Here is a 16,837-nt window from a genome sequence, read left to right on the forward strand (position 1 = left end):
GCTCACCAAAAAAGCGGCGCAAGCATCTTTTCAGATGTTTACGCCGCTTCTTTTTGATTTAACTGTCAGTTCACGCGATTACTTTTTGTCCGTATCGCCTTGCTGGCCGTCTTTTGCTTTCATTTGCTTTTCGATGTCTGAAATCGAATAGACACTGTCGGAAACGGTGCCGACACTCTTTGGTTCTTCGTGTCGATACGTTGCCATCCCGGTACCAGCCGGAATGATCTTCCCAATGATGACATTTTCCTTCAAACCGATCAGCGGATCGTTCTTGCCGCGAATCGAGGCATCGGTCAATACCCGTGTCGTTTCCTGGAAGGAAGCGGCAGACAGGAAACTGTTGGTCTCCAAGGAAGCCTTGGTGATCCCCAGTAGAACTGGCCGGCCAGTAGCAGGGATACCGCCACTGATAATTGCCTGCGTATTCTTTTCCTTAAAGTCAGCAATATCGAGTAAGGTTCCTGGCAAGATGTTGGTGTCGCCTGGATCCATAACCCGGATCTTGCGCAACATCTGGCGGACCATCACTTCAACGTGCTTATCGCCGATATCAACACCTTGCATACGGTAAACTTTCTGAACTTCAGAAAGCAGGTAATTTTCAGTGGCCATGACATCGCGCACTTTAATCAATTGCTTAGGATCAATCGAACCACCAGTCAGGCGTTCGCCACGATTAATGTGGTCGCCTTCAGCAACTGCCACACTGGAAGCATATGGCACGCTGTAAGTCCGGGTGTCGGTTTCACCTTTGACCGTGATTTCCCGTGTGTGCTCAGCTGGATTTTCGTCAATCGCCGTAATTTCACCGGTCACTTCCGTAATCACAGCTTCACCTTTAGGGTTACGAGCTTCAAAGATTTCCTGAACACGAGGCAGTCCTTGCGTAATATCTTCGCCACCGGCAACACCGCCAGTATGGAAGTTCCGCATGGTCAGCTGGGTACCAGGTTCACCGATAGATTGCGCAGCAACAGTCCCGACAGCTTCGCCGACTTCAACTTGTTCGCCAGTGGCCATGTTACGACCGTAGCACTTCTGGCAGACACCATGTTTGGTGTTGCAAGTGAAGACCGAACGGATCGTGACGGATTCAACCCCGGCATCCACGATCATCTGAGCAGTATCTTCGTCCATCAAGGTATTGCGCTTGACGAGTACTTCGCCACTCTTCGGATCCAGCACATCCTTCATGGTGAAACGACCAACCAGTCGATCATACAGCGGTTCGATCATTTCATTACCTTCACGGATAGCACTGACAACTAAGCCACGGTCGGTACCGCAGTCCTCTTCACGAACAATGACATCCTGTGCAACATCAACCAGCCGCCGAGTCAGGTAACCTGAATCAGCCGTCTTCAGCGCCGTATCGGTCATCCCTTTACGAGCACCGTGAGTTGACATGAACATTTCCATGACGGACAGGCCCTCACGGAAGTTCGAGATAACAGGCACTTCCATCATCCCACCGTTTGGCGCAGCCATCAGACCACGCATGCCGGCAAGCTGTGTAAAGTTAGAAATGTTACCACGAGCACCTGAATCGGACATCATCGAAATTGGGTTGTTCGGGTCAAACGAATCAACCAGCTTCTGCTGAATATCATCTTTGGCATCATTCCAGATCTGGATAACCCGATCATGCCGTTCCTCGTCGGTAATCAACCCACGACGGAACTGCTTGGAAACAGTGGCAACCTTCTTATGGGCAGCTTCGACAATTTCAGGCTTTTCCTTCAAGTTAGTAATGTCCGCGATCCCGACAGTCAAGCCAGAGTTAGTGGACTGCGTATAGCCCAAAGTCTTCATATCATCCAGCAAGTCACTGGTCCGTTGAACTTTATAGACCTTGAAGACTTGCGCAATGATGTCAGACAGGAAGCCTTTCTTGAATGGATCGATTAACGGTGCATCTTCAAGGTAGTCGCTGATGTCTTCACCCTTATCGATGAAATACTTATCCGGCACACCATTGACGATGTTATCCTGCGTCGGTTCATTCAAATATGGGAAGTCTTTCGGCATAATCTCGTTAAAGATCGCCTTACCAACACTGGTGACCATGATCTTTTGTTTCTGATCATCGGTAAACGGCTTGTCCGTAAAGGAATTAGTCGCAATCCCGATGCGGCTGTGCAAGTGGACATAACCGTTTTGCAAGGCCATCAACACTTCGTTGGTGTCCTTAAAGATCATGCCTTCACCTTCGCGGCCTTTTTGTTCCATGGTCAGGTAGTAGTTACCCAGCACAACGTCCTGTGATGGCGTAACGATTGGCTTGCCATCTTTTGGTGCCAAAATATGGTGTGCAGCCAACATCAGCATCCGTGCTTCAGCCATCGCTTCGTCAGATAGCGGTACATGGATCGCCATCTGGTCCCCATCAAAGTCAGCGTTATAAGCTTCGCAGACCAGCGGGTGCAACCGGATGGACTTCCCATCAACAAGGACAGGTTCAAATGCCTGAATCCCAAGTCGATGCAAGGTAGGTGCACGGTTCAACAGCACTGGACGTTCCTTGATGACATCTTCAAGCACGTCCCAAACATCATCATCTTGGCGATCAATCTTGCGACGAGCATTCTTGATGTTGCTAGCCATGTCGCGCTTAACCAATTCACGCATCACAAATGGCTTGAACAGTTCCAATGCCATTTCACGTGGTACACCGCATTGATAGAACTTCAGCCATGGGCCGACATCAATAACGGAACGGCCGGAGTAATCGACACGCTTACCAAGCAAGTTCTGACGGAACCGGCCTTGCTTCCCTTTCAGCATGTGTGACAGGGACTTGAGCGGGCGATTACCTGGCCCCGTAACCGGACGGCCACGACGACCATTATCAATCAAAGCATCAACCGCTTCCTGCAGCATCCGCTTTTCGTTTTGAACAATGATACTTGGCGCATTGAGATCAAGCAGGCGCTTCAACCGATTATTTCGGTTGATAACCCGTCGATACAAGTCGTTCAGATCGGAAGTGGCAAAACGGCCACCTTCAAGTTGAACCATTGGCCGCAGATCCGGTGGGATAACTGGGATCGTGTCCATGACCATCCAAGCTGGATCATTACCGGATTCCTTGAAGGCATCCAGAATATCCAACCGGCGAATCGCACGGGTCCGCTTTTGGCCTTGGGCTGACTTCAAGTCTTCCTTTAATTCGGCAACTTCTTTATCAAGCTCAACATCCTGCAACAATTCCTTGATGGCTTCAGCACCCATCTTGGCATTGAAGGTTTGACCGTATTCTTCGCGTTTTTCACGATATTCACGTTCGGTCAGGAGCTGCTTTTTCTCCATCGGCGTATCGCCAGGATCGATCACAACGTAGGACGCAAAATAAATGATCTCTTCGAGTGACCGCGGTGACATGTCCAGTACCAGACCCATCCGACTTGGGATGCCCTTGAAGTACCAGATGTGGGTAACCGGTGCGGCTAGTTCGATATGACCCATCCGCTCACGGCGAACCTTGGAACGAGTAACTTCAACACCGCAGCGATCACAAACGATTCCCTTATAACGAATCCGCTTGTACTTGCCACAGGCACATTCCCAGTCCTTGGTCGGTCCGAAGATGCGTTCATCGAACAAGCCGTCCCGCTCAGGTTTTAACGTCCGGTAGTTGATGGTCTCAGGTTTTTTAACTTCCCCATAGGACCAGCTACGGATTTTATCTGGCGAGGCTAAGCCGATTTGCATACTTTCAAACTTATTGACATCAATCAAAGGGCTAACCTCCTATTTCTTATCGTCGGTACTGTTGGCAGACTTACCGTCAGTTGCTTGTGCTGCGGCTTCGTGAGCCTTCTTTTCTTCCTGCTGAGCAGCAAACTTCGCCAAGGCATCGACAGAAACAATGTCATCCTCGTCGTCGTCCATGTCCCGCAGTTCAATTTCTTTTTTATCCGCGCCAAGGACCTTCATATCCAGACCCAGTGCTTGCAATTCTTTGACAAGCACACGGAAGGATTCTGGTACACCCGGCTTAGGAATCGGTTCGCCCTTAACGATGGCTTCATAAGTCTTAACCCGGCCAACCACGTCATCGGACTTGTACGTCAGGATTTCCTGCAAAGTATAAGCCGCGCCATAAGCTTCAAGGGCCCAAACTTCCATTTCACCAAAACGCTGACCACCAAACTGAGCTTTACCACCAAGTGGCTGTTGGGTAACTAAACTGTAAGGTCCAATGGAACGAGCATGAATCTTATCGTCAACCATGTGAGACAGTTTCATGTAGTACATGATTCCGACAGAAACACGGTTTTCGAATGGTTCACCAGTTCGACCGTCATACAAGACAGACTTACCATCAGATGCCATACCGGCTTCCTTAACGGTTGCCCACAGATCTTTATCGTTGGCGCCATCAAAAACAGGCGTTGCAACATGAATGCCCAAGTTACGTGCAGCCATCCCCAGATGCAATTCCAGCACCTGTCCGATGTTCATACGACTTGGCACACCCATTGGTGACAAGCAAATGTCAACTGGGGTACCGTCTGGCAAGTATGGCATGTCCTCTTCAGGCACAACAACGGAAACCGTCCCTTTGTTCCCGTGACGACCGGCCATCTTATCACCGACCTGAATCTTCCGCTTCTGCGTAATATAAACGCGGACCATCATATTCACACCAGGAGACAGCTCATCGCCGGCTTCACGAGTAAAGATCTTAACGTCTTGAATGATCCCGCCGCCGCCATGAGGAACCCGCAGCGAGGTGTCACGTACTTCACGTGCTTTCTCACCAAAGATCGCATGCAGCAACCGTTCTTCAGCTGACAATTCAGTAACGCCCTTAGGTGTAACCTTGCCGACCAAAATATCACCGTCACGCACTTCAGCACCAACACGAACGACACCAAATTCATCCAGATCCTTAAGGGCTTCTTCACCGACGTTTGGAATTTCACGCGTTACTTCTTCAGGTCCAAGCTTGGTGTCACGTGCTTCAGATTCATATTCTTCAATATGGATTGAGGTGTAAACATCATCTTTAACGAGTCGTTCGGAGAGCACAATCGCATCTTCGTAGTTGTACATGTTCCAAGTCATGAAGGCGATGATTGGGTTTTGTCCCAATGCCAATTCACCATTTTGCATGGCTGGTCCATCAGCGATGATTTCGTCAACATCAACATGATCGCCGATGGTCACGATTGGCCGCTGGTTGTAGTTTTTACCGGCGTTACTACGCTTGAATTTCATCAAGTTGTAGGCATCCAAGGCGCCATCTTCACGACGAACCCGAATTTGCTTAGCATCAACATATTCAACGGTACCAGCGTTATTAGCCAAAACCGCTGTCCCGGAGTCATGGGCTGCCTTGTATTCCATCCCAGTCCCAACAAGTGGGGCATGCGGATTAACCAACGGCACAGCCTGACGTTGCATGTTCGCACCCATCAAAGCACGGTTGGAGTCATCGTTTTCCAAGAAAGGAATGCAAGCCGTTGCGACCGCAACAACCTGTTTAGGTGAAACGTCCATGTAGTCAACTTTGTCTGGAGAGATTTCAATGTTGTTATCCTTGTGACGAGCCAGAACGGTTTCGTCAACAAAGGAACCATCGTCGTTCAAAGGCGAGTTCGCCTGCGCAACGATGTAGTTATCTTCTTCATCGGCAGTCAAATAGTCGATTTTGTCGGTAACTTTATGCGTATCCCAAGAAACACGACGATATGGCGTTTCAATAAAACCATAAGGATTAACAACCGCATAAGAAGCAAGACTGTTAATCAACCCGATGTTCGGGCCTTCAGGCGTTTCAATCGGACACATACGGCCATAATGGGTGTAGTGAACGTCCCGGACTTCATAACCGGCACGGTCACGCGTCAACCCACCAGGTCCAAGAGCAGACAGACGACGCTTATGCGTTAACTCACCAAGCGGATTCGTCTGATCCATAAACTGCGACAGTTGGGAACTGCCGAAGAATTCCTTGATAGAAGCTACAACTGGCCGAATGTTGATCAATTGTTGCGGCGTTACCGTAGCGGTATCTTGAATGGACATCCGCTCACGGACAACACGTTCCATCCGAGAAAGCCCGATCCGGAATTGGTTTTGCAACAGTTCACCAACAGAACGAATCCGCCGGTTACCCAAGTGATCAATGTCATCAATTGAACCCAAGCCTTCCTGAAGATTCAGGAAGTAGTTCATTGATGCCAAAACATCAGCTGGGACGATGTGCTTCACTTTTTTACCAATATGACCGTTACCAATCAAATTGATTTCTTTATCAGGGGTCACTTGTGAGTATACTTTGATACTCTGTAATTCGATCGGATCAGTGACAACGCCTTGATCGGAAGGTTGGTAGGTGATGGTCTTGAAATCGTCGCGGTCAAGATATGGTGCCAACTTGTCCATCACTTGACGATCAACCTTGGTGCCCTTTTGCGCAATAACTTCACCAGTATCAGGATCGGCCAGTGTTTCTGCCAAAACCTGATTCAAAAGCCGGGTCTTAAGGCTCAGCTTCTTATTCACTTTGTAACGACCAACCGAAGCAAGATCATAACGCTTCGGGTCGAAGAAGCGGGCATACAAAAGAGACCGCGATGAATCGGCTGTTTTTGGTTCGCCAGGACGTAGACGTTCGTAGATATCCTTCAACGCTTCGTCCGTACGGGAATCATCCGTGTTCTTATGCACATCTTTTTCAAGCGTAAGCATCAAGGAATCATTGTCACCAAACATGTTGATAATGTCTTGATCGGAACCGAAGCCCAACGCCCGAACCAATTCGGTCAGCGGGATCTTCCGTGTCCGATCGATTCGGACATACGCGATATCTTTGGCGTCAGTTTCATATTCAAGCCAAGCACCCCGGTTAGGAATCACGGTTGTGCCATAAGTGACACGTGAGTTCTTGTCTGTTTCGCTATGGAAATAAACGCCAGGTGAACGGACCAACTGAGAAACGATGACCCGTTCGGCACCATTAATAATAAACGTCCCTTGTTTGGTCATCAGCGGGAAGTCGCCAAAGAACACATCTTGGCTCTTAATCTCGCCTGTTTCATGGTTGGTTAAACGTAAGGTCACATGCAACGGTGCAGAGTAGTTTGCATCGTGTTGGCGTGCTTCCTCAACAGTATATTTTGGTTCCAGCAGTTGATAGCCGACAAATTCCAGTGACAGTTTCCCTTGAAAGTCATCGATCGGCATAATATCGTCGAACATTTCTTTGAGACCTTCATCGAGGAACCATTGGTAAGAATTCGTTTGGATCTCGATCAGATTAGGAAGATCCAAAACTTCCTTGATCCGGGCATAGGACCGGCGTGTCCGGTGCTTACCATAATTCACTAAGTGTCCTGCCAAATTATTCACCCCTTGTAAGATTTTCCGGCTCAGGTTGATTGTAAAAATAATGTAAATATTGTTAAGTTTACATGACAACGACCATCCCGCAGACATTTTGAGCAAAAAAAAACCAAAAACAGATCGACCTTCAACCAGCCTGCTGTTTTTGCTTTTTCATTAGTCAGAACGGACAATAGATCGTCCTGACAGCCTGTCCAAACCGAAATGCGATTAGATTCATAATACGCGTATCAATCAACGATGTCAAGCGTAGGTTGATCCGTGCTGCGCAAGCAAAGCCAAAAAGAAATCGCAACCTATCAGCCGCGATTTCTTCATTATCAACACTAGGCTTTAACGGGTTCTTTTGAAGCACCGTTTTCTTTTTGCTTGCCTTTGTTCTCTTTAACAGTAAATGTCAGCTTGCCTTTTTTAGCCCCAATTTGGATCAAATCACCGGTTTTAGCTTGGCCTGTCAGTAAAAGTTCACTTAACTGGTCTTCGACACCGGTTTGCAGTGCCCGCCGAATTGGACGTGCACCGTACTCTGGATCGAAGCCGGCAGCGGCGACAGCGTCAATACCGGCTGGGGTAATTTTAACGTCAATCCCTTGATCCTTAATGCGACTAAGCACTGTCTTCGTCATGATCTTAACGATTTCATGCAGCTCAGCCTTGTTGAGACTGTGGAAGACCACGGTTTCATCAATTCGGTTAAGGAATTCTGGTCGGAACGCTTTTTTAAGTTCGTCCAGCATCCGGCTCTTCATGGCGTTAAAGTCAGCTTGTGGATCCTTGGCACCAAAGCCAACAGTCTTATCGTCACGAATAGCGGTTGCGCCGATGTTACTGGTCATGATCAAAATCGTGTTACGGAAATCAACCCGCCGACCCTTCGAATCGGTTAAATAGCCATCATCCAGCACCTGCAGCAAAATGTTAAAGACATCTGGATGCGCCTTTTCAACTTCGTCCAACAACACAACCGAGTAAGGCTTATTGCGGACTTTTTCGGTTAGTTGACCGCCTTCGTCGTAACCAACGTAACCAGGGGCCGCGCCGATCAACCGACTGGTACTAAATTTCTCCATGTACTCAGACATATCAACCCGGATCATGGCATCTTCAGAACCAAACATTGCCTCGGCTAACGCCTTAGCCAGCTCCGTTTTCCCAACACCTGTCGGCCCGAGAAACATGAAGGACCCAATTGGCCGCGTCGGATCTTTCAAACCAGAACGAGCACGCCGGATAGCACGCGCGACGGCGGAAACTGCTTCATCTTGGCCAACAACCCGCTCATGCAGGATCTTCTCCAAGTTAACCAACCGATCGGATTCTTTTTTCTGCAACTGGGTGACTGGCACACCGGTCCATTGAGAAACCACTTCTGCCACATCGTCGCCCGTCACTTTAATGTCAGTTCGAACGCCACTTTCATTAACTGGTTCAGGCGTGTCGGCCAACTTCGTTTTTAAATCAGCTTCCTGAGTCCGGATGTTCGCAGCCGTTTCGAAATCTTGATGGTCAATAGCGTCTTCTTTATCAGCTACCAGCTTGGCCAGTTCATCCTGAAGCTTGTCGGCCTTCGTCTCAACATTGGCCTTGTCCAAGCGAACCTTCGCCGCACTTTCGTCAACTAGATCAATTGCCTTGTCAGGCAAGAACCGAGTCGTGATGTACCGTGATGACAAAGCCACCGCCTGATGCAGCGCTTCGTCAGTAATCGTGACACCGTGATGCGCCTCATAACGAGGACGCAAGCCCTTCAAAATTTGTTCAGCTTCTTCTTCAGTTGGTTCGTCGACTTGAATCGTCGCAAACCGCCGCTCCAAAGCAGCATCTTTTTCAATATACTTTTGATATTCATCTAAGGTCGTGGCACCGATCAATTGTAATTCACCACGAGCTAATGCCGGTTTCAAAATATTGGAAGCATCAATAGCGCCTTCTGCACCGCCAGCACCGATCAAAGTATGCAATTCATCAATGAACAAAATGACATTGCCATCTTTATAAATTTCATCAATGATCTTCTTCAGCCGATCTTCAAACTCACCACGATACTTGGTGCCAGCGACAAGTGAGCCCATATCAAGCATCATCAAACGCTTGTTGACCATGTCATCCGGCACTTTACCAGACACAATTTTTTCAGCAAAGCCTTCTGCAATTGCAGTTTTACCAACACCAGGTTCGCCAATCAGTACAGGGTTGTTCTTTGTCCGCCGTGCCAGAATCTGGATCAGCCGGCGTACTTCTTTGTCACGCCCAACAACCGGATCCATCCGATTCTCGCGCGCCATTTGGGTCAAATCCCGCGCCAAACCATCTAGCGTTGGCGTACCTTGTCCATCTTGACGAGCACCACCACGTGCCATTGGACGACGCTTTGCTGCAGTGTCCGCAATCCCCATCTTCTTGAAGACCATTTGACGCGTCTTCGAAAGACTGAGACCAAGGTTTTGCAAAATCCGTGCTGCCAAGATGTCATCTTCACGTAGCAAGCCAAGCAAAACGTGCTCGGTACCGATCTTTAAAGCACCTAACCGTTTTGCTTCGTCACCCGCAAACGCCAAAATTTCTTTACCTTTTGGTGAGTAAGGCAAATAACTATCACTAGCTTGACCAGCGGCATCAACAGTCCCATACCCTGTGAAGCGCTCGATCTCGTCATGGACATCATTTTCAGTGACCCCTAACTGACGCAGCGTCTTACCAGCGATACCATCTTTTTCCATGACCAGTGCCATGAGCAAATGTTCTGTCCCAACAGCATGATGATGGAAGTACTTCGCTTGTTCCTGGGCTAAAAGCAATACATTTTTAGCACTAGGGGTAAATAAGTTGTCCATAAGCACGCTCCCTTTTTTAAAAACTGATGATAAACTGTTTCATCTTTCATACCGCAAACGATCCAAAAATGCAAGGAACAAACGCGATCGTAGATGCTCTTCTGCCCCTTGGTCGAAGATGCCCAACGTCTCATGATCCATCACCGCGAGCATCAGGTTGCCAGACTGGCGGGCGATCAACCCGTTATCAAACAATTCCTGAATCAAATCTCGGGCATCCCGCATCCGCAAACGACTTGGAATATGCTGTCGCATGATCTGAATGAGATCCTGATCATCTGTCAATTTGACCTTCACGATTCGAATATAGCCACCGCCACCACGTTTGCTCTCTACGATATAACCGCGAGCAGGTGTGAATCTGGTTTTGATCACATAATTGATCTGTGAAGGTACGCAATTGAAACGACGAGCAATTTCAGCGCGTCTGATTTCAACAGCCGCTTCTTGCGCCAATATCGTTTTTAGATAGGTTTCAATGATGTCCGAAATGTTCTCACGCTGCATGTCATTCAATCCTTTTTGACTTTGACCAATCTTGACTATTACACATTATACTGACATCTGTCCGTTTATACAAATTTATGACTTTGAACGCAAAAAAAAGACCACGACTATTCGTGATCCAAGAATCGGGAAGACAAGATTCGAACTTGCGACCCCTACGTCCCGAACGTAGTGCTCTACCAAGCTGAGCTACTTCCCGAGGAAGCGGAAGACGGGATTCGAACCCGCGACCCCCACCATGGCAAGGTGATGTTCTACCACTGAACTACTTCCGCATTCCGAGTATTTAGTTCTAATCGGCGCCAGCTTAGTAGCGGTCGATGATGCACCCAGTAGGAGTCGAACCTACAACCTTCTGATTCGTAGTCAGACACTCTATCCAATTGCGCTATGGGTGCATTCAACAAAATGCCGAGGACCGGGATCGAACCGGTACGGTCATCACTGACCGCAGGATTTTAAGTCCTGTGCGTCTGCCAATTCCGCCACCCCGGCATAAAGTGAAAAGCGGAAGACGGGATTCGAACCCGCGACCCCCACCATGGCAAGGTGATGTTCTACCACTGAACTACTTCCGCATACCGCATATTCAATTATTGAGACCGGGGAGAAAAAACCACCTATTGGAACCGAGCTTTTACTTCACAGTACAATGCGGGTGAAGGGACTCGAACCCCCACGGTCAAAAACCACTAGAACCTAAATCTAGCGCGTCTGCCAGTTCCGCCACACCCGCAAAAGGTGGGTTAAAAATGAGCCGTGACAGGCTCGAACTGTCGACCCACTGATTAAAAGTCAGTTGCTCTACCAACTGAGCTAACGGCTCAATGGAGGATACAGGGCTCGAACCTGTGACCCTCTGCTTGTAAGGCAGACGCTCTCCCAACTGAGCTAATCCTCCATATGTAAGCGTGGCAGCTTCCTACCCTCGCAGGCAGTTTCCCACCAACTACTCTCGGCGTGAAGAAGCTTAACTTCTGTGTTCGGCATGGGAACAGGTGTATCCTTCTTGCTATCGCCACCACACTTATGAGAACTTTGCGCTCTCAAAACTGGCTATCATTGTTTAATTGCTGCCTTGAACTTAACGTACTTGTCATCGAAACGTGTTCGCAGTCGCAGAAACCTGCACCTGCGAACACGCTTACTTGGTTAAGTCCTCGACCGATTAGTACTGGTCCGCTCCATGCATCGCTGCACTTCCACTTCCAGCCTATCTACCTGATCATCTCTCAGGGGTCTTACTTCCATATAGGAATGGGAAATCTCATCTCGAGGGGGGCTTCACACTTAGATGCTTTCAGCGTTTATCCCTGCCGTTCATAGCTACCCAGCGATGCGCCTGGCGGCACAACTGGTACACCAGCGGAACGTCCATCCCGGTCCTCTCGTACTAAGGACAGCTCCTCTCAAATTTCCTGCGCCCGCGACGGATAGGGACCGAACTGTCTCACGACGTTCTGAACCCAGCTCGCGTACCGCTTTAATGGGCGAACAGCCCAACCCTTGGGACCGACTACAGCCCCAGGATGCGATGAGCCGACATCGAGGTGCCAAACCTCCCCGTCGATGTGGACTCTTGGGGGAGATAAGCCTGTTATCCCCAGGGTAGCTTTTATCCGTTGAGCGATGGCCCTTCCATACGGAACCACCGGATCACTAAGCCCGACTTTCGTCCCTGCTCGACTTGTCAGTCTCGCAGTCAAGCTCCCTTATACCTTTACACTCTGCGAATGATTTCCAACCATTCTGAGGGAACCTTTGGGCGCCTCCGTTACATTTTAGGAGGCGACCGCCCCAGTCAAACTGCCTACCTGACACTGTCTCCCGCCACGATTAGTGGCGCGGGTTAGAGTGTTCATACAGCTAGGGTAGTATCCCACCAACGCCTCCATCGAAACTAGCGTTCCGATCTCTACGGCTCCTACCTATCCTGTACAAGCGGTACAAACACTCAATATCAAGCTACAGTAAAGCTCCATGGGGTCTTTCCGTCCTGTCGCGGGTAACCCGCATCTTCACGGGTACTATAATTTCACCGAGTCTCTCGTTGAGACAGTGCCCAAATCATTACGCCTTTCGTGCGGGTCGGAACTTACCCGACAAGGAATTTCGCTACCTTAGGACCGTTATAGTTACGGCCGCCGTTTACTGGGGCTTCAATTCTGGGCTTCGCTTGCGCTAACTCATCCTCTTAACCTTCCAGCACCGGGCAGGCGTCAGCCCCTATACATCATCTTACGATTTAGCAGAGACCTGTGTTTTTGATAAACAGTTGTTTGGGCCTATTCACTGCGGCTGACCTTGCGGTCAGCACCCCTTCTTCCGAAGTTACGGGGTCATTTTGCCGAGTTCCTTAACGAGAGTTCGCTCGCTCACCTGAGGATACTCTCCTCGACTACCTGTGTCGGTTTGCGGTACGGGTAGTTTATTTCTCACTAGAAGCTTTTCTTGGCAGTGTGACATCAGGAACTTCGCTACTATAATTTCGCTCCCCATCACAGCTTGTCCTTAAGACTGCAAGCATTTCACTCGCTGTCAGACTTGTTGCTTGGGCGCACATTTCCAGCCGTGCGCTTTCCTTAGCCTCCTGCGTCCCTCCATCGCTTAAACAAAATAAACTAGTGCAGGAATCTCAACCTGCTTGTCATCGACTACGCCTCTCGGCCTCGCCTTAGATCCCGACTAACCCTGGGAGGACGAGCCTTCCCCAGGAAACCTTAGTCATACGGTGGATCAGATTCTCACTGATCTTTCGCTACTCATGCCGGCATTCTCACTTCTAAGCGCTCCAGCCGTCCTCACGATCGACCTTCAACGCCCTTAGAACGCTCTCCTACCGCGCACCCTTACGGGTGCACCCACAGTTTCGGTATTATGCTTAGCCCCGGTATATTTTCGGCGCAGTGCCACTCGACTAGTGAGCTATTACGCACTCTTTAAATGGTGGCTGCTTCTGAGCCAACATCCTAGTTGTCTGTGCAACGCCACATCCTTTTCCACTTAGCATAAATTTAGGGACCTTAACTGGTGATCTGGGCTGTTCCCCTTTCGACAATGGACCTTATCGCTCACTGTCTGACTCCCGGAGTAAGATCGATGGTATTCGGAGTTTATCTGAATTCAGTAACCCTTGATGGGCCCCTAGTTCAAACAGTGCTCTACCTCCATGATCCATCCTCCGAGGCTAACCCTAAAGCTATTTCGGAGAGAACCAGCTATCTCCAAGTTCGTTTGGAATTTCACCGCTACCCACAACTCATCCCAGCATTTTTCAACATACATGGGTTCGGTCCTCCAGTGTGTTTCACCACACCTTCAACCTGGTCATGGGTAGGTCACTTGGTTTCGGGTCTACATCTGCTTACTCATTCGCCCTGTTCAGACTCGCTTTCGCTACGGCTCCGACTTTTCATCTTAACCTCGCAAGCAAACGTAACTCGCCGGTTCATTCTACAAAAGGCACGCCATTACCCATTAACGGGCTTTGACTAATTGTAGGCACACGGTTTCAGGAACTGTTTCACTCCCCTTCCGGGGTGCTTTTCACCTTTCCCTCACGGTACTGGTTCACTATCGGTCACTAGGGAGTATTTAGCCTTGGGAGATGGTCCTCCCGGATTCCGACGGAATTTCACGTGTTCCGCCGTACTCAGGATCCTGGACGGAGGGTTCGACGTTTCGCTTACAGGGCTTTCACCTTCTGTGGCGCAGCTTTCCAGCTGACTTCGACTACGTCGGACTTTGGTAACTCCAATGTCCAGTCCTACAACCCCGAGAAGCAAGCTTCTCGGTTTGGGCTCTTCCCACTTCGCTCGCCGCTACTATGGGAATCGAGTTTTCTTTCTCTTCCTGCGGGTACTGAGATGTTTCAGTTCCCCGCGTCTGCCGCCGGCCAGCTATGTATTCACTGACAAGCAATACACTGATGTGTACTGGGTTCCCCCATTCGGAAATCTCCGGATCAAAGCTTACTTATAGCTCCCCGAAGCATATCGGTATTAGTTCCGTCCTTCATCGGCTCCTAGTGCCAAGGCATCCACCGTGCGCCCTTTGTAACTTAACCTGTACTGACTTGCGTCAGCGGTTATGCGATGCGAATTTCTTTTTCAGAAACTCATACAAATACGCTGTGTTCTCGGCAATTTAAAACAATTAATACAATGATATCCAGTTTTCAAAGAACAAAGTAGCCGACTTTCGTCGGTCATTGGCCTTTCGGCCAATGGAGGATAACGGGATCGAACCGATGACCTCCTGCTTGCAAAGCAGGCGCTCTCCCAGCTGAGCTAATCCCCCATAAGGGTTGTTCAATTAACAAGCGTACGCTTGATGGGCCTAGATGGACTTGAACCATCGACCTCACGCTTATCAAGCGTGCGCTCTAACCAACTGAGCTATAGGCCCGATAGGCGTGAAGAGGTTATCCTCTCAAAACTAAACAAAGTTTCGTATGTGCAGGTTTCCGTCAGACTTTCAGTCTGTTTCCTTAGAAAGGAGGTGATCCAGCCGCAGGTTCTCCTACGGCTACCTTGTTACGACTTCACCCTAATCATTTGTCCCACCTTAGACGGCTCGCTCCCTAAAAGGGTTACGCCACCGGCTTCGGGTGTTACAAACTCTCATGGTGTGACGGGCGGTGTGTACAAGGCCCGGGAACGTATTCACCGCGGCGTGCTGATCCGCGATTACTAGCGATTCCGACTTCGTGTAGGCGAGTTGCAGCCTACAGTCCGAACTGAGAATGGCTTTAAGAGATTAGCTTGACCTCGCGGTCTCGCAACTCGTTGTACCATCCATTGTAGCACGTGTGTAGCCCAGGTCATAAGGGGCATGATGATTTGACGTCATCCCCACCTTCCTCCGGTTTGTCACCGGCAGTCTTACTAGAGTGCCCAACTAAATGCTGGCAACTAGTCATAAGGGTTGCGCTCGTTGCGGGACTTAACCCAACATCTCACGACACGAGCTGACGACAACCATGCACCACCTGTCATTTTGCCCCCGAAGGGGAAACCTGATCTCTCAGGTGATCAAAAGATGTCAAGACCTGGTAAGGTTCTTCGCGTTGCTTCGAATTAAACCACATGCTCCACCGCTTGTGCGGGCCCCCGTCAATTCCTTTGAGTTTCAACCTTGCGGTCGTACTCCCCAGGCGGAATGCTTAATGCGTTAGCTGCGGCACTGAAGGGCGGAAACCCTCCAACACCTAGCATTCATCGTTTACGGCATGGACTACCAGGGTATCTAATCCTGTTCGCTACCCATGCTTTCGAGCCTCAGCGTCAGTTACAGACCAGACAGCCGCCTTCGCCACTGGTGTTCTTCCATATATCTACGCATTTCACCGCTACACATGGAGTTCCACTGTCCTCTTCTGCACTCAAGTTTCCCAGTTTCCGATGCGCTTCCTCGGTTAAGCCGAGGGCTTTCACATCAGACTTAAAAAACCGCCTGCGCTCGCTTTACGCCCAATAAATCCGGATAACGCTTGCCACCTACGTATTACCGCGGCTGCTGGCACGTAGTTAGCCGTGGCTTTCTGGTTGGATACCGTCACGCCGACAACAGTTACTCTGCCGACCATTCTTCTCCAACAACAGAGTTTTACGACCCGAAAGCCTTCTTCACTCACGCGGCGTTGCTCCATCAGACTTGCGTCCATTGTGGAAGATTCCCTACTGCTGCCTCCCGTAGGAGTTTGGGCCGTGTCTCAGTCCCAATGTGGCCGATCAACCTCTCAGTTCGGCTACGTATCATCGCCTTGGTGAGCCATTACCTCACCAACTAGCTAATACGCCGCGGGTCCATCCAAAAGCGATAGCTTACGCCATCTTTCAGCCAAGAACCATGCGGTTCTTGGATCTATGCGGTATTAGCATCTGTTTCCAAATGTTATCCCCCACTTAAGGGCAGGTTACCCACGTGTTACTCACCCGTCCGCCACTCGTTCCATGTTGAATCTCGGTGCAAGCACCGATCATCAACGAGAACTCGTTCGACTTGCATGTATTAGGCACGCCGCCAGCGTTCATCCTGAGCCAGGATCAAACTCTCATATAAATATGAGCTGTTCGAATAGCTCGATTTGTTGTTCTAGCGAATTGACTTCGCAAATGTTACTTTTTGCCTCGGTACCG

The 16,837-nt window shown here is 49.4% G+C and carries 4 protein-coding genes, 10 tRNA genes and 3 rRNA genes; all 17 read right to left on the bottom strand.

The features are described from left to right. Positions 1 to 78: 78 nt before the first annotated feature. Positions 79 to 3,741 (bottom strand): DNA-directed RNA polymerase subunit beta', encoded by a 3,663-nt coding sequence (rpoC, locus tag AC07KQ_RS12120; RefSeq protein WP_013246086.1) that lies wholly within the window; start codon positions 3,739 to 3,741, stop codon positions 79 to 81. A gap of 12 nt (positions 3,742 to 3,753) precedes the next feature. After that, positions 3,754 to 7,353 carry a DNA-directed RNA polymerase subunit beta gene (gene rpoB, locus AC07KQ_RS12125; RefSeq protein WP_003567588.1) on the bottom strand — a complete coding sequence of 1,200 codons (3,600 nt, stop codon included), beginning with the start codon at positions 7,351 to 7,353 and terminating at the stop codon, positions 3,754 to 3,756. A 329-nt stretch (positions 7,354 to 7,682) separates the two neighbouring features. Further along, positions 7,683 to 10,190, bottom strand: coding sequence for an ATP-dependent Clp protease ATP-binding subunit (locus AC07KQ_RS12130; RefSeq protein ID WP_003567589.1), 2,508 nt, complete (start codon positions 10,188 to 10,190; stop codon positions 7,683 to 7,685). Between the two features lie 39 nt (positions 10,191 to 10,229). Further along, positions 10,230 to 10,697: a CtsR family transcriptional regulator gene (locus AC07KQ_RS12135; protein WP_003567591.1), complete on the bottom strand. Its 468-nt coding sequence runs from the start codon at positions 10,695 to 10,697 to the stop codon at positions 10,230 to 10,232. 125 nt (positions 10,698 to 10,822) lie between these two features. Beyond that, positions 10,823 to 10,896: transfer RNA gene (locus tag AC07KQ_RS12140), tRNA-Pro, on the bottom strand. Positions 10,897 to 10,900: 4 nt separating this feature from the next. Next, positions 10,901 to 10,972 (bottom strand) — tRNA-Gly (locus AC07KQ_RS12145). Between the two features lie 49 nt (positions 10,973 to 11,021). Continuing rightward, a tRNA-Arg gene (locus tag AC07KQ_RS12150) sits at positions 11,022 to 11,095 on the bottom strand. Positions 11,096 to 11,106: 11 nt separating this feature from the next. Beyond that, positions 11,107 to 11,192, bottom strand: a tRNA-Leu gene (locus AC07KQ_RS12155). An 11-nt stretch (positions 11,193 to 11,203) separates the two neighbouring features. Beyond that, positions 11,204 to 11,275, bottom strand: a tRNA-Gly gene (locus tag AC07KQ_RS12160). Between the two features lie 75 nt (positions 11,276 to 11,350). Then, a tRNA-Leu gene (locus AC07KQ_RS12165) sits at positions 11,351 to 11,433 on the bottom strand. A 17-nt stretch (positions 11,434 to 11,450) separates the two neighbouring features. Next, positions 11,451 to 11,523 (bottom strand) — tRNA-Lys (locus AC07KQ_RS12170). Positions 11,524 to 11,525: 2 nt separating this feature from the next. Next, positions 11,526 to 11,598 (bottom strand) — tRNA-Val (locus tag AC07KQ_RS12175). A gap of 8 nt (positions 11,599 to 11,606) precedes the next feature. Continuing rightward, positions 11,607 to 11,723 (bottom strand): 5S ribosomal RNA (gene rrf, locus AC07KQ_RS12180). A gap of 122 nt (positions 11,724 to 11,845) precedes the next feature. After that, positions 11,846 to 14,763: ribosomal RNA gene (locus AC07KQ_RS12185) — 23S ribosomal RNA — on the bottom strand. 160 nt (positions 14,764 to 14,923) lie between these two features. Further along, positions 14,924 to 14,996 (bottom strand) — tRNA-Ala (locus AC07KQ_RS12190). Positions 14,997 to 15,030: 34 nt separating this feature from the next. After that, positions 15,031 to 15,104: transfer RNA gene (locus tag AC07KQ_RS12195), tRNA-Ile, on the bottom strand. An 86-nt stretch (positions 15,105 to 15,190) separates the two neighbouring features. Next, positions 15,191 to 16,760, bottom strand: a 16S ribosomal RNA gene (locus AC07KQ_RS12200). Together the 16S, 23S and 5S rRNA genes with 10 tRNA genes alongside form the textbook arrangement of a ribosomal RNA operon. Between the last annotated feature and the right edge of the window lie 77 nt (positions 16,761 to 16,837).

The organism is Lacticaseibacillus sp. YLM2-1 (assembly GCF_056583465.1).

Coding starts and splice junctions, on each gene's coding strand:
- AC07KQ_RS12135 (WP_003567591.1), bottom strand. CDS start 10,697: ATGCAGCGTGAGAACATTTCGGACATCATTGAAACCTATCTAAAAACG.
- AC07KQ_RS12130 (WP_003567589.1), bottom strand. CDS start 10,190: ATGGACAACTTATTTACCCCTAGTGCTAAAAATGTATTGCTTTTAGCC.